The following is a 19,871-nucleotide window of genomic DNA, read 5'->3' as shown; positions in this document are numbered from 1 at the left end:
GCACCGCCCGACCGACCGGCGGAGGACCCCGTGACCTGGCAGGACGACCTGGCGGCGTTCGCCCACGAGCGCGGGTCTGCGCTCGTCGGCTACGCCCGCCTGCTCACCGGCGACGTCGGCGAGGCCGAGGACCTGGTGCAGGAGGCGATCGTCCGGGCCTGGGCGCGACGGCGTCGCGGCGCGGACATCGAGCAGCTCGACGCCTACGTGCGCAGGACCGTGGTGAACGCCTACCTGGACCGCACCCGGCGCGAGATCGGCTGGCGCGAACGGGCACGGCTGATCGGGCCGGCCCCCGACGTGCCCTCACCGGAGCACGCCGCCGTCGCCCGCACCGACGTCGAGCACGCCCTCGGGCAGATCTCTCCCCGCGAGCGCACCTGCGTGGTGCTGCGCTTCTACGAGGACCTGACCGTGCCGGAGATCGCTCGGCGGCTCGACCTCTCCGAGGGCGCCGTGAAGCGCTACCTCTCGGACGCGCTGCGCCGGCTCGGTCCGATGCTCGGCACCACCCTCGGCGACCTGGACGACGTCCCGGTGTCGAGCCCCACCACCGCGAAGGGAGCACGTCGATGACCGAGGACCTGCGTCGCGCGCTCGACGACCTCGCCGCCCGCACCACCACCGAGCACCAGGACCGCGGAGGACTCCCCGTGACCGAGATGACCGCCCGCGCCGGCCGGGCGCGGCACCGTCGCACCGCGCTGCTCTCCGGAGCGGTGGCCGCCGCGCTCGTCGTGGTGGCGGGGACGGGCTACGCCGTGACGCGGTGGGACCGCGGGGCGGAGCCGCTGCCGGCGGACACCCCGACCGTCACGACGGCGCCGTCGCCCACGCCGGCCCCTACGGCACCTGAGCAGACCCTGCCCGTGGGCGACGCGAGCCTGCCGTTCGGCGAGTGCGGGTCGCTGGTCGGCTCCCCCACCGTGCCGGCGGCGGACTCCAGTGCCTACGTCGAGCTGGTCGCACCGTCGTCGGCGGCGCGCGGTGCAGCCATCGAGATCCGCGCACGCTCCATGGCACCGGCCGAGGCGTCGTTCGCATTCACCCACGACTCCGGCCCGCGAGCCGTCGTGGCGAAGGACGGCGTGGTCGTGGCGACGATCGACGCCCACGCCGAGGTCTCCGACGGGGCCGACCTGTACGCGGCCTTCTCGGGCGACGTCGACAACTGGGAGGCGCAGCAGTGGTTCGTCACCCACGCGACGCCCGTCGTCTGCGACGACGGCGCTGCCAGCACATCGGTGGGCACCGACCTGCCCGCCGGGGACTACGAGGTCTACGCGCTCGGGGAGACCTGGTGGGCGCAGGGCATCGACCCGGAGGGACCCGGGCTGCCGCTCGCGCGCACCTTCAGCGCGCTCGGGGACTTCGACGGACGGCGGCAGTCGACGGCTCTCGGCGGCCCGGTCGCGCTGCAGATCGAGGAGCAGCAGGGCGACCGGCAGGTGCCGCTGGTCGGGGCGCCGTCGCTGCCTGCGCCGACGGACTACGGGTCCGCGTGCAGCATCGTTCCCGGCGCGGACCTCGGGGACGACTTCACGATCGCGACGCCGGAGACGCTGCGTGTCCACGCCGGCGACACGTACGAGGAGTACGACGTCGGGGTGACGGTGACCTACGGGGGCCCGGGCCGGGTCGCCGGGCAGGTCTCGATCCCCGACCTCCTGCTGCTCGAGGACGGGAAGGCCGTCGGCGAGATCCAGCAAGGACTGACGGTCGTGCGCTTCGACGTCGACGGGGGGTCCGCGATCGAGCTCGCCGTGGGGGGCCTCGCGCCGACGGTGCGCAGGTGCGGTGCCGACGGGTGGCCGGCCAACGAGTCGGAGGTCCTGGCGCCCGGCACCTACCAGGTGATGATCGCCGCGTACTTCTTCGCGAACGCGGCGTGGGACTCGGACGGGGTGCAGGTTCTCGACAGCGCACCCGACGACAGCGACGCGACGACCTTCACGACCGTGCCGTTCACCCTCGTCGTGGAGTGACCCAACCTTTCGCACCCACCGGTCGTCCAGGCTTCTGACAGGCTTCGCAGGGGCAGGAGGGACGGCCGGTGGGTTCGGGGGACGAGGTGGTCGCGGCGCTGGCCCGCGACCGGGGGCGCGCGCTGGTGGCGTACGCGTACCTGCTGACGGGCGATCTGCGCGAGGCGGAGGACCTGGCCCAGGAGGCCCTGGTCAAGACCGTGGTGCGCACGCGGGACGGGGCCGACCTGGAGCGCGCCGAGGCCTACGTGCGGCGCACCATCCTCACCACCTTCGTCGATCAGGGACGTCGTCGGTCGCGCTGGCTGGCGGCGCTGCCCCGGCTCGGGCACGAGTCGACGCTGCCGACGGCCGACCCGCAGGACCGGGCGGTGGCGCGGGCGGACGTCCGAGCCGCCCTCGACGGGCTGCCCCGACGCGAGCGTGCCTGCGTGGTGCTGCGCTACTACGACGACCTGCCGCTGGCGGAGATCGCCGCGGTGCTCGACGTGAGCACCGGTGCGGTGAAGCGCTACCTGTCCGACGGGACCCGACGGCTCGCCGAGCTGCTGGACGTCGACGTCGACACGACGACCGAGCACGAGGGGAGCCACCTGTGAGCCGCGACCTGCACGACCTGATCGCCGGGCTGGCCCGGGACGTCGAGCGCAGCGCGGACCCGCTGCCGGTGGCGGAGATCCTCGATCGGCGGCGCCGGCGCCGGACGGTGCGCCGGACGACCGCGGGGATCGCCGCCGTGACGCTCGCGGGGCTGGTGGCGCTGGCCGGGACGAGCGTGGCGGGCTGGCGGCACGACACCCCGCAGCCGGCCGGGACCGGCACGCCGACCCCCGCGCCCGCGATGCCCTCGCCGACGTCCGAGGCGACCTCGACCCCGACCGCGCTGCCCTACGCGCAGGGCGACCCGACCCAGCCCTACGGCGCGTGCGGTGCGCTCGCGACCGCGACCCCGGCGGCACCGTTCGACGGGCGCTACACCGCCGCGCTGACCGTGGACGCGACCACCGTCGCGGCCGGGCAGCCGATCGCCGTCACCACGACGCTGGACGACGCCGACGGTCCCTCGTACTCGTTGCTCCCGGCACCCGGTCCGCGGGTGGCGGTGCTGCGCGACGGCGTGGTGGTCGGGACGGCGCTGCCCGGCACCGGCAGCAGCACCGGCACGCCCAGCACCGTCGGCGGCGATCCCTGGTGGGAGATCGCGGGCGGGTTCCAGGGCGGTGCCCGGGTGACGTCCGACTGGTTGCCGCTGGTGGCCTGCGCACCTGCCGACGGCAGCGCCGACGTGCTGGTCGGGCACCCGCTGCCCGCCGGCACCTACACGCTCCAGCCCTGGGCCGAGGTGGTCGCCCTGGGTGACGACGACGTCGCGCTGCGCGGCGGGGCCTCGGCCGAGTGGCCCGCCCCGGACGCGCTGGTGGCGCAGGGGGTGCTCGGGACCGCCGTGGGCGAGCCGGTGACCGTGACGATCACCGGTGCGGCCGGGTCCACCGCACCGCTGCCGGGCAGCGACGGGGAGATGCAGTCCGTCTCGGTCTCCGACCCGGCGGTCTGCGACGCCGCACCGCCCGACCAGGCACCCGGGTCGCCGTTCACCCTGACGGCGCCGACCGGCACGCTCACCCTCGCCGACCTCGACGAACCGATCACGAGCACGCTCACCTACGACGGGCCCGGCCGCGTCGAGCACGGGCACGCCGGGCCGTGGCTGACGGTCGTGCAGCACGGGGAGGTGGTGGCGACCACCGACTTCTGGTGGGAGCCCTACGCCACCGTGACGCTCGGCAGCGGGATCGGGATCGACAGCACCGGCACCCTCGAGCTGCGGACCGTCTGCGGCGGGGGCACGCTCGCCCCCGGCGACTACCAGGCGTACGTCTCGGTGGGGCTGCTCGATCCCCGGGTCGACGCGTCCCCGCGCGGCACCGCCACGGTCGAGGGCTGGTCCTTCGTCTACAGCGAGCCGTTCACGCTCCGGGTGGGATGACCGCACGCCCCAACGTTCTGCCGGACCTCTGCGTCGCACCTGATGACGGGATGATCGGGCGAGGACGGACCTCGCTCGTCCACCACGGACGGAGGGGTACGTGACCTGGCAGGAACGGCTGACGGAGTTCGTCAGCGACAGGGGGCCCGCGCTGGTCGGGTACGCGCGGCTGCTCGCCGGCGACCACGACCAGGCGCAGGACCTGGTGCAGGAGGCGCTGGTCAAGGTCTGGTCACGGCGCCGCACGGGCACGGACATCACCTCGATCGAGGGGTACGTGCGCCGGGCGGTGCTGACCACCTACCTGGACCAGTACCGCCGACGCCGGCTCTGGGACCGCAGCGCGCACCTGCTCGCGACGCCGGAGGAGGTGCGCGCGGCCGACTCGGGCAGCGTGCGCGCGGTCGACGTGGCCGCCGCGCTCACCACCCTCCCGCCCCGCGAGCGGGCCTGCGTGGTGCTGCGCTTCTACGACGACCTGACCGTCGCCGAGATCGCCACCCGGCTCGGGCTCTCCGAGGGGGCGGTGAAGCGCTACCTGTCCGACGGCACCCGCCGGCTCGGACCGCTCCTCGCCCCGTCGCCCACCCACGAGACCGTCGACGTGCACGTCCAGGAGGACCGGCGATGACCGACGACCTGCGCTCCGCGCTCACCCGCATCGTCGAGCAGACCGCCGACGAGCAGACCACCCGCCTGCGCCACGACACCGGGCTCGACGCCGGCACGATCGTGCACCGCGCCGGACGGGCCCGCACCCGCCGAGCCGCCGTCACCGCGACGACCGCGCTGGTCGCCGTCGCGGGGGTGGTGCTCGCCGGGGCCGCGCTCGCCGACCACCGCGAGCCATTGCCCGCGGACTCCCCCACGGTGTCGCCCTCGCCGAGCGTGACGACACCGGCACCCACACCGACGCCGACCGAGACCACGCCGGTCGTGGTGATGCCCACCGGGGACCCGAGCCTGCCGTTCGGGGAGTGCGGGTCGCTGGCCACCTCCGGGCCGCAACCGACGACGGACACCGCGGAGCTCGAGTGGGAGGTCGAGCGCACCGCCCTCGCCGCGGGCGATCGGTTCGGTGTCTCGGCGATCGTGCGGCCGGTGCAGTGGGCCACCTGGATCGTGCTCGCGACACCCACCGACGGCCCGCAGTACGCCGTGCTCGCGGACGGGGTCGTCGTCGGGACGGCGACCTCCCACGGCACGAGCGCCGGGACCTGGGACGCCATCGGCGAGGTCGGCTTCCCCGAGATGCACAGCGACCGGATCGACCTCACCGTCTGCGCACCTGACGGGCAGCCTGCGGTCACCTCGGGCGTGCCGCTGCCCGCCGCGACCTACGACCTGGTGCCCTGGACCGAGATCAGACCGCTGCCATGGGAGGAGGCGCTCGACGCCGCCAACACCACGGACGACGACGCCGCCCGCGCGGCGCTGGCTGCGCTCGCTGATCGGGTGACGGACTCCGAGGTCGTTCGCGGCGACCCGATCAGCATCACGATCACCGGGACCGCGGACCGCGTCGTACCCCGTCCCGGCGACGACCGCCCGCTGGCCGTCCCCGCTGTCGTCGATGAGCTGGTCTGCGGCGATCCGGCCCCGGTGCCCGCCGCCGACGGCGACCTCACCCTCGAGGTGATCGACCCGGACGCGCCGCGGTTCGACCTGCGGTACTCGGGGCCGGGGCGTGCGCGGGGCTCCGTGTTCGACTACCTGTCGTTCTGGGCGGTGCAGGACGGCGTCGTGGTCGGCGGGACCTGGTACGAGACCGAGGGCGGCAGAGACTTCGACGTCGCGGACGGACCGGGGATCCGAAACACGCTCGTCGGGGACATGACGGCGTGCCCTGACCAGTACGGGCGCACACCGCTGCCGACCGGCGAGTACCAGGTGTACGCCGCAGCTCGGGTCGTGATGTACGACAGGGTGCTCCCGGACGGCACGATCGTGCCCGGAGAGGGCGTCACCTACGTGGTCAGCGAGCCGTGGACGGTCACCATCCCCTGACCTCGACAGACGTTCCCGGGGACCGACCCCAACGTTCTCGGCCCCGGGAGCGTCTGAGCGGGTGCAGGACGACGAACGAGGAGAGGCAGGGGACCCGGTGGCCTGGGAGGACGAGCTCGAGGCATTCGTGCGGGAGCGGGGTGACGCGGTGGTGCGGGACACGGACGACCCTCACGGACGGGCTGACCGTCCCGGCGACGTTCGAGTACACCGGCCCCGGGACCGCCTCGTTGCAGGACCGCGGCGCCGGGATGTGGCTCGTGCAGGACGGACGCGTGGTCGCGTCGGACCTCGTCTCCCCCGACGGACAGATGGGCTGGACGCTCGCCAGCGGTCTCGCCGTGCAGCGCTCCGCCGGGACGGGGCTGATCGCACCCTGCGCCACAGAAGCCGGGGGGACCTTCACGCAGTTCGGCGAGCCGCTGCCCCCGGGTGAGTACCAGGCCTACGTGTCGCAGTGGATCGGCGTCGATGCGGTGCTCTCGGGTGGGACCACCACGCGCGCCGACATCAACGCCTTCGTGTTCGCGGACCCGTTCACCCTCGTGGTGCCCTGAGCGGGGCGCGGGCGGCATCGGTTCGCCGGGTCCGCCCGCACCTCCGGGCCGACGCCTCCGCGTCAGGCCGGGGTGTCCGCGAGCGCCTCGTCCAGGGTCTCGCGGATGGTGAACACCTGGGTCAGCGCGGTGATCCGGAACACCTTCATCAGCCGCTCGGAGTCGATCACGAGCTGGAGCCGGCCGTCGAGGCCGCGCACCCGCTTGAGCACGCCGACCAGCAGGCCGAGACCGGTGGAGTCCATGAAGCGGACCTGGGTCAGGTCGACCACCAGGTCGGTCCGGCCCTCGTCCACCAGGGTGGTGAGCCGCTCGCGCAGGGTCGGTGCGGTGTACACGTCGATCTCGCCGGCGACCTCGACGATCGTCCGCTCGTCCACCGTCCTGCTGGCCACGCTCACGTCCATGGGCTCCCCTCCCGCTGGGAGCATTCAAACAGACCGGACCGCGCGGACCGCAGTCCCGGAGCGGGTGAGCGTGCGCAGGCGCTCGGAGTCACCCGGTCAGCCGTGCTCGACCGGCAGCAGCCGGACCTGCGCGCCCGGGGCGAGCTGCGCGGCCAGGTCGAGGTCGCGCGGCAGCACGACGGCGACCACCGGGTACCCGCCGGTGACCGGGTGGTCAGCGCCGAACACCACCGGGCGCCCGTCCGGCGGGACCTGGACGGCGCCGCGGACGAGCCCCTCGGAGGGCAGCTCGCCGCGGTCCACCCGCGGGACCGGCGGGCCGTCGAGCCGCAGCGCGACCCGGTTGCTCGCCGGGGTCACGGCGTAGACGGCGCGGGCGAGCAGGTCGAGCGCGTCGGGTGCGAACCAGTCCGGACGGGGCCCGGGCAGCACCCGGAGCACCACTGGCTCCCCGGGGCGGGGCCAGGTGCGGGCGGGCTCGGGCCAGGGCTGCGCGGCATCACGGACGAGGCCACCCACGGGCAGCAGATCACCGGCTCGCACCGGGGCGGGGCCGATCCCGGACAGCTGGTCGGCCGATCGGGACCCGAGCACCGGCGGCACGTCGATACCTCCGCGTACCGCGAGGTAGAGCCGCAGGCCGTGGTCGGCGGACCCGCAGCGCAGCACCGCGCCGGCCGGGACGCGCACGGCCTGGTGCGGGCCGAGGGTGCGTGTGCCGCCGTCGTGCTCGATCCGGGCGGGGACCTCGGCCCCCGCGAGCGCCACCACGGCGGTCGCGGTGAACCGCAGCTCGATCCCGCCGAGCAGCACCTCCAGCCCTGCGGCCGCGGCGTCGTTGCCCACCAGGCGGTTCGCGAGCCGCAGCGCCCCCGCGTCGGCGGCACCGGAGCGGCCGACCCCGATCGACGCGAGCCCGGGCCGGCCCGCGTCCTGGACGAGCGTGAGCAGGCCGGGGTGCAGCACCTCGATCACGGGGCACCGCCCTCGAGCACGAAGCGGACCGGCGTGCCCGGGGTCAGCAGGGCGGGCGGGGTGCGGTCGACGTCGAACAGCGGGGTCGCGCACGTGCCCAGCAGCCGCCAGCCGCCCGGGGTCGCCGCCGGGTAGACCGCGGCGAGGTCACCGGCGACGGCCACCGCCCCGGCGGGCACCCGGGGGCGCGGGCTGTCCCGGCGCGGGACGTGCAGGGCGGGGTCGAGGCCGGTGAGGTAGGCGAAGCCGGGCATGAAGCCGCCGAAGGCGACGGTGTACCGGCCGGCGAGGTGGCGGGCGACGACCTCCTGCGGGCTCAGGCCGGTGAGGGCGGCGACCTCGTCCAGGTCGGGGCCGTCGTAGCGGACGGGGAGGACCACGGGGGCGGGGTCTCTGTCCGTGGCGGGACCCGGTGCGGTGGCTGAGTCGGTGACGGCGGCGGTGATCGCAGGGCCGGCTGCCGCGCGGGCGGCGGGCGAGCGGAAGGTCACCAGCACGGTGCGCGCGGCGGGGACCACGTCCACCGTGCCCGCGGGCGGGTCGGCGCGCAGGGCGGCGTCCACGGCGCGCACGGCGTCGAGGTCGGGCAGGTCGACCAGCAGCGCGGTCGTCCCGTACCGGCGGACGGTCACGGCGCGACCGTCACGGGGCCACCGCGCGCAGGGTCACGCCCGCGCCGGTGAGCGCGTCCCGGACCGCTCCTGCCACCGCGACGGCACCCGGGGTGTCCGAGTGCACGCACAGCGAGTCGGCGATCACCTCGACGGTGCCGCCGTCGGCCGCCTCGACCCGGCCGTCCCGGGCGATCTCCACCGCACGCCGACCGGCCTCGGCGGGATCGGTGACCAGCGCCCCCGGGGTGCCCCGGGGGACGAGGGTGCCGTCGGCACGGTAGCCGCGGTCGACGAACGCCTCGGTGATCGTGCGCAGCCCCGCGGCCGCCGCCAGGTGCAGCACCGCCGATCCGGGCAGCCCGACGACGGCCAGCGACGGGTCGACCGCCGCCACCGCCTCGACCACCGCGGTCGCCTGCGCCTCGTCCCGGACGATCCGGTTGTAGAGCGCGCCGTGCGGCTTCACGTAGCCGACCCGGGCACCCGCGGTGCGGGCCACGGCCACCAGCGCACCGATCTGGTAGGCGACCTCGGCGCGCAGCACGTCGACCGGCACGTCCAGCGGGCGACGGCCGAAGCCCACCAGGTCGCGGTAGCCGACGTGCGCCCCGATCGCGACACCGCGCGCCGCCGCCGTGGCGCAGGTCGCCGCCATGATCACCGGGTCGCCCGCGTGGAAGCCGCACGCCACGTTCGCGCTGGTCACCAGGTGCAGCAGCGCGTCGTCGGTGCCGGGCTCGCCCAGGGTCCACGGGCCGAGGCCCTCGCCGAGGTCGCAGTTCAGGTCGATGTGCGTGGCCACGGAGCCATCCTGCCCGCCGCGGGGTGTGCGGGCCACGGGCGTCCAGGGGCGAGGATGGTGCCGTGGTGCGAACCGGAGAGCTGCTCGACGTGCTGCTCGCCGGCGGTCGCCGCGCCGAGCGGATGACCCACGTCCGCGAGCTGCCCGCCCGCGAGGGCGTCCCCGTCGACTGGCCGACCTGGGCGGACCCGGACCTGGTGGCCGGCTACCGCGCGCTCGGCGTGGACCGGCCGTGGCGGCACCAGGCGCAGGCCGCCGACGCCGCCTGGTCCGGCCGGCACACCGTCCTCTCGACCTCGACCGGATCCGGCAAGTCGCTGGCGTTCTGGCTGCCCGCGCTGTCCGCGGTGCGGGCCGATGCCGCCGTCCGTGCGCTCGACCCCGGGCGGATCGAGTCGGTCACCCGGCGCGGGTCCGTGCTGTACCTCTGCCCCACCAAGGCGCTCGCCGCCGACCAGGTCACCGCGCTGGACCGGCTGCTCGTCGCCGCCCGCACCCGTGACCTGCGGGTGTCCACCTGCGACGGTGACACCGCCTTCGAGGAGCGGCGCTGGGTGCAGGAGCACGCCGACGTGGTGCTGACCAACCCCGACTTCCTGCACGCGGCCCTGCTCCCCCAGCACCGGCGGTGGGCCCGGCTGCTCGGCTCGCTGCGGTACGTGGTGCTGGACGAGTGCCACGCGTTCCGCGGGGTGTTCGGCGCGCACGTCTCCGCGGTGCTCCGCCGGCTGCGGAGGGTCGCCGCCACCTACGGCGCCGACCCGGTGTTCCTGCTGGCGTCGGCCACCACCGCCGAGCCCGCGGTGAGCGCCGCGCGGCTGATCGGGGTGGCGCCGGAGGACGTCGTCTCGGTGCACGAGGACGCCTCGCCCGCGGGCCGCAAGACCGTCGTGCTGTGGCAGCCGCCGGAGGTGCCGCCCGCCGAGGGGCCGTGGAGCGACCTGCTGCCGGAGGACGACCCGTGGGCGCTGCCGCTGGACGCGCCGCCGGTGGACGTGGACCGGGAGGCCGTGGCGGACGGGGACGGCCGGCAGGCAGGACCTGACGGTGACGCGCCGGGCGACGTCGGTGGCCCGGGATCGGGGGGCGCGACCGGGGACGAGGCGAACGGGGCCGGTGCGATCGGATCGCGCGGCGCCGACCGCCGCCGCCCCGAGGGCTCCGGCCCGCTCGGCACCGGCGAGGACCTGGTCGCCGACGACCCCGACCGGCCCCGCCGCTCGGCGACCGCCGAGGTCGCCGACCTGCTCGCCGACCTCACCGCCGCCGGTGCGCGCACCCTCGCGTTCACCCGGTCCCGCCGGTCCGCGGAGTCCGTCGCCACCGTCACCCAGGAGCACCTGCGCGCGGCGGACCCGGCGTTGGCCGCCGCCGTGGCCGCCTACCGGGGCGGCTACCTGCCGGAGGAGCGCCGGGCGCTGGAGCAGGCGATCCGCACCGGCCGGCTGCGCGCGCTGGCGACGACGAACGCGCTGGAGCTCGGCGTGGACATCTCCGGGCTGGACGCGGTGGTGATCGCCGGGTGGCCGGGCACGCGCGTGTCGCTCTGGCAGCAGGCGGGACGGGCCGGGCGCGCCGGTGCCGACGGGCTGGTGGTGCTGGTCGCGCGCGAGGACCCGCTGGACACCTTCCTGGTGCACCACCCCGAGGCCGCGCTCGACGCCCCGGTGGAGGCGACCGTCTTCGACCCCGGCAACCCGTACGTGCTCGCCCCGCACCTGTGCGCCGCCGCCGCCGAGACGCCGATCCGCACCGAGGAGCTCGGGCTGTTCGGACCGGGCACCCGCGAGCTGCTGGACGTGCTGGTGCAGCGCGGGGCGCTGCGCCGGCGTCCGTCAGGCTGGTACTGGACGCATCCCGAGCAGGCCTCGCGGCTGACCGACCTGCGCGGGACCGGCGGCGACCCGGTGCGGGTGGTCGAGGCCGGCACCGGACGGATGCTCGGCACCGTCGACGCCGCCGCCGCGGACTCCACCGTGCACGAGGGCGCGGTCTACGTGCACCAGGGATCGACCTACGTGGTCGGCGCCCTGCACCTGGCCGACGGGATCGCCCTGGTCGAGCGACGCGACGTGGACTACGGCACCTGGGCGCGCTGGGTCACCACCACCGAGATCCGCTCGGTCACGCACGAGCGGCGCTGGGGTCCGATCACCTGGGGCTTCGGGACCGTGGACGTCACGACCCAGGTGATGAGCTACCAGCGCAAGCGCATCCCGGACCTCCAGGTGCTCGGCTCGGAGGGTCTGGACCTGCCCGCGCGCACCCTGCCGACGACCGCGGTGTGGTGGACCGCACCGCCCGAGGTGCTGGAGCAGGCCGGTGTCACGCTGGAGACCGCGCCGGGTGCGCTGCACGCCGCCGAGCACGCGTCGATCGGGCTGCTGCCGCTGCTCGCCACCTGCGACCGGTGGGACCTCGGCGGCGTCTCGACCGCGCTGCACGCCGACACCGAGCAGGCCACCGTCTTCGTGCACGACGCCTACCCCGGCGGCGCCGGGTTCGCCGAGCGCGGGTACGCCCTCGGTGCGACCTGGCTGCGCGCCACCCGGCATGCCGTCGCGACCTGCCCGTGCCGGACGGGCTGCCCGGCCTGCGTGCAGTCGCCGAAGTGCGGCAACGCGAACAACCCGCTGGAGAAGGCCGCAGCGGTCCGCCTGCTCGACGCCGTGCTGAGCCACGCCGACGGCTGACCGCTCACCGTGGCACCCGCCCGCACGACGGCCGGTGCCACGCCGCGGTGCGCTCGACGCACGGCCTGCCGGCGACCGCCCGAGCGCTGGGACGTCACGACGACGTCCGGACCGTCGGCCCGCCGGCCGACCGCCCCCGACGCTCGTCGGTCACCACGACGGCGTCCGGACGGTCGGCCGGGCAGCGCCCGAGCGCAGGTCAGAGGTCGCGGACCGGGAGGCAGACCCGGGTCACCCAACGCTGCGGGTCCTTCTCCTGCTCGGGCCCGACCAGGTAGACGTTGAACATCGGGCCGTCGAGCGCGACGTCGTGCGCCGAGACCCAGTCGCCGAGCGCCGCCATCGCGCCCGAGACCTGCTCGTACGGGCCGGTGATCGTCGCGCTGACGACGTCCTGCTCGGGCAGCTCGACGCACCGGACGTCGCCCTGCGCGACGAACGGCGACGCGACCGTCGCCCACACCTCGATCTCGGGGTCGTGGTCGACGTACTCCTCGTCGTGGAAGGTCGCCCCCACCTGCGGGGTCTCGGCCATGCTGGCGCCGGCGGCGAACAGCCCCGGCATGAGGCGCTGCCACAGCAGCCCCTCGTCGGCGTACCCCGGGACGACGCCCCGCAGGGCGGCGACGGTGCGGGCGGGCATGGTCGAACGGGTGACCTGGACGGACATGATCGGCTCCTTGAGTGCGGTGATCAGGTGATCGACCTGCTCGATGCGCCGTCGCACGACATCGGCGTCGGCGGCGAGACGGTCCCGCTGCTGCTCCAGCACCGTGCGCATCTGCGCGGCCTCGGAGAACCGGGGCAGCAGATCGACCATCTCGGCGACCGAGAAGCCGGCGTCCCGCAGCGCGCGGATGCGGTCCACGGTGCGGAGCTGGTGCGGGGAGTAGCAGCGGTACCCGTTCGCCGGGTCGACGTCGGCCGGGAGCAGCAGCCCCCGGTCGTCGTAGTGCCGGAGCATGCGCACGCTGATCCGGGCCAGTCGGGAGAACTCCCCGATGCTGAGCAGACGTGCACCTGAGCGGGTCATGTCCATGACCACACACCCTGACACCGTGGCAGGCTCAAGCGGTGCCGCTCACGTCGTGCTGAGAGCGGCGTGCCGGGCTGAGCGCGCCGTGCTGGGCGTGTCCCGGAGGCGAGCGGGCTCTGGTCGGGCGCGCGGGGTGGTGGCGTGCGCGCACGGCGGACGAACGCCCGTCCCGGTGGAGCGCGCGGGCCGGCCCGGGCCCCGGCGGTCGCGGAGCCTACGACCGTGCGCACCGCGACCTCGACCGTTACCTCGAGCGACGCGCCTGCGACGCACGCCGTCATCTCGGCCCCGTTGCGCTGGACCGTCCGTGCCGCGACCTCGCAGGCGTCGGTCCCGCCGAGCGACCGGTGCTGCGCACCAGCGAGGGCCCCGAGGTCAGCGGCGGTCTGCGCACGCCCACGGGCACCGTGAGCGGCAGCCAGCAGGCCGATCCACCCGAGCGCCGCGACGACCACCGCCACGACCGCGAGGACGAGCACGGCCCCGGCACCCCGGTCGCGCTCACCGCGGCTGCCGGGACCCGGCGGCCGCGCGGTGGTCACGGCTCCACCCGCGCGGTCGCCTCGCCGTGGACGGTGACACCCACCTGCACGCCGAGCACCGCCGAGGAGCGCTCGACCCGCACCACCACCCACTCCCCCGACCGGCGCACCGCGACCCGGACGTCCGGCCCGGCCACCCGGGACGCGACCGACACGACCTCGGCGTCAGCGTCGCCGAGCGCAGCAGCCCGAGCGCCGGCGCGCGCCGCGTCCGCGCACCGCATCTGCGCGACCGAGGTCGAGGCGAGACCCAGCACCGCGGCGAGCAGGAGCACGACGACCGGCAGGAGCACCGCGACCTCCGCCGTCACCGCCCCGCGGTCCTCGCTCACACCGACAGCGCCCGTTGGACGAGCCCGGTGAGCATCTGCCGGACCTCGTCGCCCGCGAGGATCGCCGTCAGGAGCCCGGCGAAGCCGACCACCGCGACGATCAGCACCGCGTACTCCGCCGTGACCGCGCCAAGATCGCGCGCACGGCCCGCCGTGCGACCCCGCAGGCAGTCGATCCGCTCGGCCATCGACCCGCCGCAGTCCGGGCACGCACGACCGGCGGCGCCATCGCGGTCGTCCTCGTCCTCCCAGGAGTCGTCCACGTCCCAGGAGTCGTCGTCGGCGTCCTCGATCGCGTTCTCCACGCGGACGTGGATGCGCGTGCCGGCGCGGTCGCGGAGGTCGCTCCCGGCGGGCCCGCGCGACCTGGAGCCCCGGGGGGCGGGACGACTCCCGTCAGGCAGATCGAGCTCGGGGTCGGGCGGGGCCTGCCACGGGGAGCGCACACCCGGCGTGGTCGTCGCGGCGCGGGCCCTCGCGACGGGCGCGGCGCCCGCGGCGACCGTGGGAGCAGGGGCGCCCGAGGGCGGGACGGCGCGCTCCTGGGCAGCGGTGGTGCGTCGAGGGGTGGTGGTCGCAGGCATCGATCTCTCCTGTCGGTGGGTGCCCGACCTGGTGACGGGCGGCTGAGCACGACCCTGCCGAGGAGGTCGTGCCCGGCGCAGCCCCCGGCGGGTGGATCTGGGGACGACGGAGCGGTGATCCGCCTGTGGACGGGTCGACGCCCGCTCACCGAGCGGCGGGGGCCTCGCAGGGGCGTCGAGCGATGTGCGGCCGCGACGCCGGAGGCGCGGGGTCTCCGACGACGACGATCGCGAAGGCGACTCGGGGGTTGCACAACCCGTCGGTTGTCGACGAGCCGGTCGACGGCGGGCCGGTCGCGGACCGGCGCCTGACGTCGCGACCGCTCTCGTGCCGCTCGGCACGAGAGTCTGCACCGCGTCACTCGTCGCGGCATCGCTCACCGGTCCCGCCGCGCGCCGCTGCCCCGCCGCACGCTCAGCCGACAGCCCGCCCCGCGAGCGACACGACGACCGGGACCAGCCCGACCAGCACGAATGCGGGCAGGAAGCAGAGCACCAGCGGCAGCACAACCGTGACGCCCAGCCGAGCAGCGGCCGCACGCCCGGCCCGCCGCCACCGTCGGCGCTCGACCGCAGCGGACTCCCGGATCACCGGCGCACCGGCACTGCCGGTCGTCCACGACCGTTCCACGGGAGCCAGTGCCCGGCAGAGCGCGTCGGGAGCCCCTTCCCACGCCGAGTCCCAGGTGGCACCCCAGAGCAGGGCCGTCGCGGCCCGGTCGAGCGCGGCACTGTCGGCACCGTCGAGCACCGCACCGACGGCGCGCAGGGCACGCGGAAGGTCGACGCCTGCCTCGACCGCGGTGGCGAGCAGATCGAGCACGTCGACGGTCCTGGGTACGGCGACGCCGGCCCTGGATGCGCGCGATCCGGGGAGGGCGCGCTCGGAGGACTCGGGCCGTCCGCGCCCGCGTCGGTTCGACGCAGTCCGCACGGCTCTCACCTCGACGTCAGGAGGCCTCGACCGCCGCCGGTCCGCCCCTGGTCCTCGCACCACGGGATCCTCGGGTCCGGGTCCGGGCGGTATCGGCGGGCGCAGGCCGGAAGCCCGGGACGCGTCGATCCGGCGCAGCCGTGCTCCCGCTCCGTCGGACCAGGGCACCGCCGCGAGCAGCGCGAGCAGGAGCAGTCCCAGCGTCGTCGCGGTCACAGCCCTCCCGCCGAGCGTGCGGTCCGCACGAGGCGCCGGACCCACCGGCGACCGACGAGCGTGAGCAGGCCGCCACCGACCGCGGCCGCGGTGCCCCATCCGCCGTCGAGCAGCACCGCGACCGGGTCGGCTCCGAGCACGGCCCCGAGCAGCAGGCCGACCGCCGGCAACCAGCCGAGCAGCCCGGCGGTCTGCTGCGGGCCGGCGAGCGCGGCCTCGATGTCGGAGGCGGTCTCGTGCTCCGCCTCCAGCGAGGTGGCGCAGCGGTCGAGCACGACGGCCAGCGGCGCGCCGAGCACGTGGGCGAGCCGGGTCGCGGCGACGACCAGGGCGATCGAGCGCAGCAGCCCCGGGTCGACCGCCCGCTCCCGGTGCACGACGGCGGCGAACCGTGCGCCCCAGGGACGAGGTGCACGGTGTGGCTGCCCCGGGTGCGCGGACCACGAGACGACGAGACGAGGCCGCAGCACACCGGCGAGTCCTCGGCTCCGCCGAGGAGGTGCGCACCGGCGCCGCAGCGCCGCGAGGATCTCGGCATCGCTCGGTGACCCGCCGGGCGCGGGCGACGCACCGGGCCAGGGTCGCGCGCCCGGCGAGAACGACCCGTCGGGTGCCGGTGGATCGCCGAGCACCCGGGCCCACGCCTCGGCGGGACCGGCCCCGGCGCGCAGCGCGGCGGCGACCTCGACCACGACGGCAGCGAGGTCGCCACCGGTGGGTGTCCCCCGGCGCCCGCTCACCCGAGCCACCGGGCCAGCGCGGGCCACCCGTCGCCCACGGAGACGGCGCCGTCCCGGGCGACGACCAGGGCCGGCAGCACCGTCAACCGACGTTCGTCGAGGTCGACCACCCCGATCTCGGCGATCCGCCGGCGGCCGTCGTCCCGGCGCAGGTGCACGACGGCGTCGATCGCACCGGCGGCCTGCGTGGTCAGCGCGGCGACGCTCATGCCGGCGAGCGCACCGAGCGCCTCGAGCCGCGCGGGCACGTCGGCGGCGGTGTTGGCGTGCAGAGTCGTGCAGCCGCCGCGGTGCCCGGTGTTGAGCGCTCCGAGCACCTCGCGCACCTCAGGCCCTCGGCACTCGCCGAGCACGATGCGGTCGGGGCGCATCCGCAGCGCCTCGCGGACCAGGTCGACCAGGTCGATCGCGCCGACGCCCTCGACGTTGGGGCGACGGACCAGCAGCCGGACGACGTGCGGGTGCGTGGGGACGAGCTCGCCGGACTCCTCGACCAGCACGATCCGCTCACCAGGGTCGGCGAGGGACAGCAGGGTCGAGAGCAGGGTGGTCTTGCCCGTCCCGGTCGCCCCGGACAGCACGAGGGAGGCGCGACGACGGACGAGCGCGTGCAGCACGGGCGCGACGTCCGGCGCCACGGTGCCGCTGCGGACCAGCGCGGCGAGGTCGAAGGCCCGATGGCGGACGACGCGCAGGGAGAGCAGCGTGCATCGGTCCGCGACTGGTGGCAGGACGGCGTGCAGTCGCGTGCCGTCGGGCAGCCGTGCGTCCACGGTCGGGCGGGCGTCGTCGAGGCGCTGACCACCGAGAGCGGCAAGTCGGACGGCGAGCGCGCGCACGCGTCCGGGGTCGCCGAGATCGACATCAGTGCGGTCGAGGTGTCCGGCGCGCTCGACCCAGACGTCCTGCGGTCCGTTGACCAGCACGTCGGTCACGTCCGGGTCGTCGAGCAGCGGTTGCAGCGGGCCTGCGCCCAGCAGCTCGGCGCGCAGCGCACCGTCGAGCTCCGCGCGGGCGGTGCTGCCGAGCACGACGCCCAGGTCACGCAGCGCGGCGCCGACCCGGTCCGGGGTCATCCCGCCGCCCTCGCCGACCAGGCGTCCGCGCACCGCCGCAACCAGATCCGGCATCAGGCCGGGCGCAGGGCCGGGCACGAGTCGGTGCGCGGCTCCCGGCGCGAGCCCGGGACCGCCGGCCGGGTGGCGGTCGATGTCGACCTGTGGGCTGTCGCCGTACCGGGGTTCTCGCTCGCGGGCCCGACTGCCGGTCGTTCCAGCGCGCTCGCCGACCGCACCCCCGCCGAGATCACGGGTGCGACCCGGACGCGGGCCGCTCACGCCGGCCACCGGGGCAGGCGGGCTGCGACGCGCTCGGCCGCAGCACGCAACCGACGGTCACCGCCGGGGCCGTACCCCCGGTCGATCCGGGCGGCCACGGTCCGGGACGCGGGCAGGGTGCCGAGCAGGGGCAGGTCGACGGTGGCTGCCGCCTGCGCGGTCCCGAGCCCACCGGGTGCGGGGCCGCGGAGCAGCAGGGCGGCGGGAGGGCCGAGCGCGAGCAGGGCCGCACGGGACGATCGTGCGGCGAGGACCGCGGGCACGTCACGCGGCACGACGAGCACGAGCAGGTCGCAGGAGAGGACCACCTCGGCCGGGACGTCGATCACCGGGTCACGCGCCGGGGCGAGCCGACCGAGGTCGAGGAGGGTCCACGGGTGCGCTGCGCGCAGGGCGTGCAGCACCGGCGCGACGACATCGGGCACAGGTCCCGCACGCGACGGGTCGGGGCCGAGCACCGCGCAGCCGGACCAGCGCGGCAGCGAGGCGGTGAGGTCGTCGGGGTCGACGGTGCCGCGCGCCCCGGCGAGGTCGGACCACCGGGTCCCCGGCTGCTGCTCGGTGCCGAGCACGAGGTCGATCCCCGGTCCGGGTCCGAGGTCGACCAGAGCGGCCGACCGACGTCGGGCGAGCGCGGCCGCGAGCAGAGCGGCGACCAGCGTCGCCCCGACACCACCCCGCGCGCCGAGCACCCCCACCACCCGGCCGGTCCCGTCGTCGTTCATCGCTCTCCCATCTCGTCACGTCTCGACCCGCGCCGTGCCGCGTCCCGCGTAGGCGCCGCATCCGACCCCCGCGTCCTGCCTCGTCCCGCGCGCACGCGGCCTTCCCCGCGCCACCACGGCCTCCCGCCGCCGGCACCCCGCAGGCTCTCCGCCCGCGCGCACCGTCCGCACCCCGCGACGACCCGGCCTGGGGACGACGAACGGCGGCGCGGCCTGTGGACGGCTCGACGAGGCTCGATACCCTCGATCGAGGAGGAGCCACCCGATGACCGATCCGCGCACCGACGACCCGATCCGGCCCGCCGACCGCCCGTCCGGCGGTCGGCCCGCCGCCTTCTTCGACCTGGACAAGACGCTCATCGCGACCTCCGCGGCGACCGTGTTCGCCCGCCCGCTGGTCGCCGGCGGGGTGCTCAGCCGCCGGGCGGCGCTGCGGTCGACGGGCGCACAGCTCGCGTTCCTGCTCGGCAGCGCGACCGAGGACCGCACCGAGCGCGTGCGCGAGCAGCTCTCCCGGATGGCGGCGGGCTGGGACGTCGGGCGGGTGCAGCAGATCGTCGCGGCGAGCCTGCCGGGGGCGGTGGACCGCGTGCTGTTCCGCGAGGCGCTGGACCTGGTCGCGCAGCACCACGCGCGCGGCGAGGACGTGGTGGTCGTGTCGGCGTCGAGCGAGGAGCTGGTGCGACCGATCGCGGCGCTGATCGGGGCGGACCACGTGATCGCGACCCGGATGGAGGTGCGCGACGGGCGGTACACCGGTCGGCTGGACTTCTACGCCTACGGAGCGGCGAAGGCGACGGCGATGCGGGACCTCGCGGCGCGGGCCGGCTACGACCTGGCGGCCAGCGCGGCCTACAGCGACTCGGCGACGGACGCCCCGATGCTCGCGGCGGTGGGTCACGCGTCGGTGGTGAACCCGGACCGGGCGCTGCGGGCGCTGGCCGCGGAGCACGGCTGGGGCACGGTGGTGTTCCGGCAGCGGTCGGCCGGTGCTGCGGCGCGGGCACGGGGGCGGTGGACCGTGGTCGGTGCGGGCGTCGTGCTGCTCGCCGTCGGTGTCGCGGTGGCGATCCGTGCCACCCGTCGGCAGCTCGTGACGAGCGACCGCTGACGACCACCTGATGACCCCGTGCGGGTCGTCAGGTGGACACCGTGTCCGCCGGCTGGGACGACCTCAGCACGCGACCTGCGAGTTCGTCCGCAGGGGTGTCCGAGGTCGCGCCACGGGTGTGTGATGGGCAGCACAACAGAACGACCCCGAGAGAACCCACGCGCGATCCGTCCACGCATAGGACGAGTCGACCCGGGCTCGACCCGCGGCGACGCCGACACCGTGCACGCCTGATAACTCTCGTGGTCGTCCGTTCGGCGACGGCGTCCCCCAGGGGCGCCGTCGTT

21 protein-coding genes are annotated in these 19,871 nt (G+C 76.0%); 9 read left to right on the top strand and 12 right to left on the bottom strand.

Annotated features, from left to right (window positions below; translation table 11 throughout):
* The first annotated feature begins 30 nt into the window (after positions 1-30).
* The 7 genes from ACZ5HG_RS02925 to ACZ5HG_RS02895 all read left to right on the top strand — a co-directional run bounded on the left by ACZ5HG_RS02925 (position 31) and on the right by ACZ5HG_RS02895 (position 6,536).
* On the top strand, positions 31-576 hold the full coding sequence (locus ACZ5HG_RS02925) for a sigma-70 family RNA polymerase sigma factor (RefSeq protein WP_464180309.1): 546 nt from the start codon (positions 31-33) through the stop codon (positions 574-576).
* The gene (locus tag ACZ5HG_RS02920) at positions 573-1,985 is read left to right on the top strand and encodes a hypothetical protein (protein WP_464180308.1); all 1,413 of its coding nucleotides are present in this window, start codon (positions 573-575) and stop codon (positions 1,983-1,985) included. The genes ACZ5HG_RS02925 and ACZ5HG_RS02920 overlap by 4 nt, the downstream gene beginning before the upstream one ends.
* Before the next feature lie 68 nt (positions 1,986-2,053).
* On the top strand, positions 2,054-2,584 hold the full coding sequence (locus ACZ5HG_RS02915; protein ID WP_464180306.1) for a sigma-70 family RNA polymerase sigma factor: 531 nt from the start codon (positions 2,054-2,056) through the stop codon (positions 2,582-2,584).
* Positions 2,581-3,972, top strand: a complete 1,392-nt coding sequence (locus ACZ5HG_RS02910) for a hypothetical protein (RefSeq protein WP_464180305.1) — start codon at positions 2,581-2,583, stop codon at positions 3,970-3,972. The genes ACZ5HG_RS02915 and ACZ5HG_RS02910 overlap by 4 nt, the downstream gene beginning before the upstream one ends.
* 100 nt (positions 3,973-4,072) lie before the next feature.
* Entirely contained in the window at positions 4,073-4,603 is a 531-nt protein-coding gene (locus ACZ5HG_RS02905) for a SigE family RNA polymerase sigma factor (RefSeq protein ID WP_464180304.1), read from the top strand.
* On the top strand, positions 4,600-5,979 hold the full coding sequence (locus ACZ5HG_RS02900; RefSeq protein ID WP_464180302.1) for a hypothetical protein: 1,380 nt from the start codon (positions 4,600-4,602) through the stop codon (positions 5,977-5,979). Before ACZ5HG_RS02905 ends, ACZ5HG_RS02900 begins: the two co-directional genes overlap by 4 nt.
* A gap of 140 nt (positions 5,980-6,119) precedes the next feature.
* Positions 6,120-6,536 (top strand): hypothetical protein, encoded by a 417-nt coding sequence (locus tag ACZ5HG_RS02895; protein WP_464180301.1) that lies wholly within the window; start codon positions 6,120-6,122, stop codon positions 6,534-6,536.
* Between the two features lie 62 nt (positions 6,537-6,598).
* Here the strand turns inward: ACZ5HG_RS02895 and ACZ5HG_RS02890 are convergent, their stop codons facing one another.
* From ACZ5HG_RS02890 to ACZ5HG_RS02875, 4 genes are all read right to left on the bottom strand, one after another.
* Entirely contained in the window at positions 6,599-6,931 is a 333-nt protein-coding gene (locus ACZ5HG_RS02890; protein ID WP_464180300.1) for an STAS domain-containing protein, read from the bottom strand.
* Positions 6,932-7,039: 108 nt separating this feature from the next.
* A complete protein-coding gene (locus tag ACZ5HG_RS02885; protein WP_464180299.1) occupies positions 7,040-7,918 on the bottom strand; it encodes a 5-oxoprolinase subunit C family protein in 879 nt (292 codons plus the stop codon).
* Positions 7,915-8,550 (bottom strand): 5-oxoprolinase subunit B family protein, encoded by a 636-nt coding sequence (locus ACZ5HG_RS02880; protein ID WP_464180298.1) that lies wholly within the window; start codon positions 8,548-8,550, stop codon positions 7,915-7,917. The genes ACZ5HG_RS02885 and ACZ5HG_RS02880 overlap by 4 nt, the downstream gene beginning before the upstream one ends.
* 10 nt (positions 8,551-8,560) lie before the next feature.
* The gene (locus ACZ5HG_RS02875; RefSeq protein WP_464180297.1) at positions 8,561-9,334 is read right to left on the bottom strand and encodes a LamB/YcsF family protein; all 774 of its coding nucleotides are present in this window, start codon (positions 9,332-9,334) and stop codon (positions 8,561-8,563) included.
* Between the two features lie 122 nt (positions 9,335-9,456).
* Between ACZ5HG_RS02875 and ACZ5HG_RS02870 the strand changes: the two genes are divergently transcribed.
* Positions 9,457-12,027, top strand: coding sequence for a DEAD/DEAH box helicase (locus tag ACZ5HG_RS02870; protein ID WP_464182083.1), 2,571 nt, complete (start codon positions 9,457-9,459; stop codon positions 12,025-12,027).
* Between the two features lie 199 nt (positions 12,028-12,226).
* Here the strand turns inward: ACZ5HG_RS02870 and ACZ5HG_RS02865 are convergent, their stop codons facing one another.
* The 8 genes from ACZ5HG_RS02865 to ACZ5HG_RS02830 all read right to left on the bottom strand — a co-directional run bounded on the left by ACZ5HG_RS02865 (position 12,227) and on the right by ACZ5HG_RS02830 (position 18,473).
* On the bottom strand, positions 12,227-13,066 hold the full coding sequence (locus tag ACZ5HG_RS02865) for a MerR family transcriptional regulator (protein ID WP_464180296.1): 840 nt from the start codon (positions 13,064-13,066) through the stop codon (positions 12,227-12,229).
* Entirely contained in the window at positions 13,057-13,605 is a 549-nt protein-coding gene (locus ACZ5HG_RS02860; RefSeq protein WP_464180295.1) for an Rv3654c family TadE-like protein, read from the bottom strand. Before ACZ5HG_RS02860 ends, ACZ5HG_RS02865 begins: the two co-directional genes overlap by 10 nt.
* A complete protein-coding gene (locus ACZ5HG_RS02855) occupies positions 13,602-13,937 on the bottom strand; it encodes a TadE family type IV pilus minor pilin (RefSeq protein WP_464180294.1) in 336 nt (111 codons plus the stop codon). The genes ACZ5HG_RS02860 and ACZ5HG_RS02855 overlap by 4 nt, the downstream gene beginning before the upstream one ends.
* Positions 13,934-14,242 (bottom strand): DUF4244 domain-containing protein, encoded by a 309-nt coding sequence (locus ACZ5HG_RS02850; RefSeq protein WP_464180293.1) that lies wholly within the window; start codon positions 14,240-14,242, stop codon positions 13,934-13,936. The genes ACZ5HG_RS02855 and ACZ5HG_RS02850 overlap by 4 nt, the downstream gene beginning before the upstream one ends.
* Before the next feature lie 694 nt (positions 14,243-14,936).
* A complete protein-coding gene (locus ACZ5HG_RS02845; protein WP_464180292.1) occupies positions 14,937-15,344 on the bottom strand; it encodes a type II secretion system F family protein in 408 nt (135 codons plus the stop codon).
* 323 nt (positions 15,345-15,667) lie between these two features.
* Positions 15,668-16,048 (bottom strand): type II secretion system F family protein, encoded by a 381-nt coding sequence (locus tag ACZ5HG_RS02840; protein ID WP_464180291.1) that lies wholly within the window; start codon positions 16,046-16,048, stop codon positions 15,668-15,670.
* A gap of 359 nt (positions 16,049-16,407) precedes the next feature.
* A complete protein-coding gene (locus ACZ5HG_RS02835; RefSeq protein ID WP_464180289.1) occupies positions 16,408-17,541 on the bottom strand; it encodes a TadA family conjugal transfer-associated ATPase in 1,134 nt (377 codons plus the stop codon).
* 203 nt (positions 17,542-17,744) lie between these two features.
* Positions 17,745-18,473 carry a CpaE-like family protein gene (locus tag ACZ5HG_RS02830; protein ID WP_464180288.1) on the bottom strand — a complete coding sequence of 243 codons (729 nt, stop codon included), beginning with the start codon at positions 18,471-18,473 and terminating at the stop codon, positions 17,745-17,747.
* A 265-nt stretch (positions 18,474-18,738) separates the two neighbouring features.
* Here ACZ5HG_RS02830 and ACZ5HG_RS02825 point away from each other — a divergent pair, with 265 nt between their 5' ends.
* Positions 18,739-19,584 (top strand): HAD family hydrolase, encoded by an 846-nt coding sequence (locus ACZ5HG_RS02825; RefSeq protein ID WP_464180287.1) that lies wholly within the window; start codon positions 18,739-18,741, stop codon positions 19,582-19,584.
* The last annotated feature ends 287 nt before the right edge of the window (positions 19,585-19,871 follow it).

The sequence above is a fragment of the Cellulomonas sp. GTC20042 genome (assembly GCF_055389595.1).
This window is presented reverse-complemented; position numbering and strand designations above follow the sequence as displayed.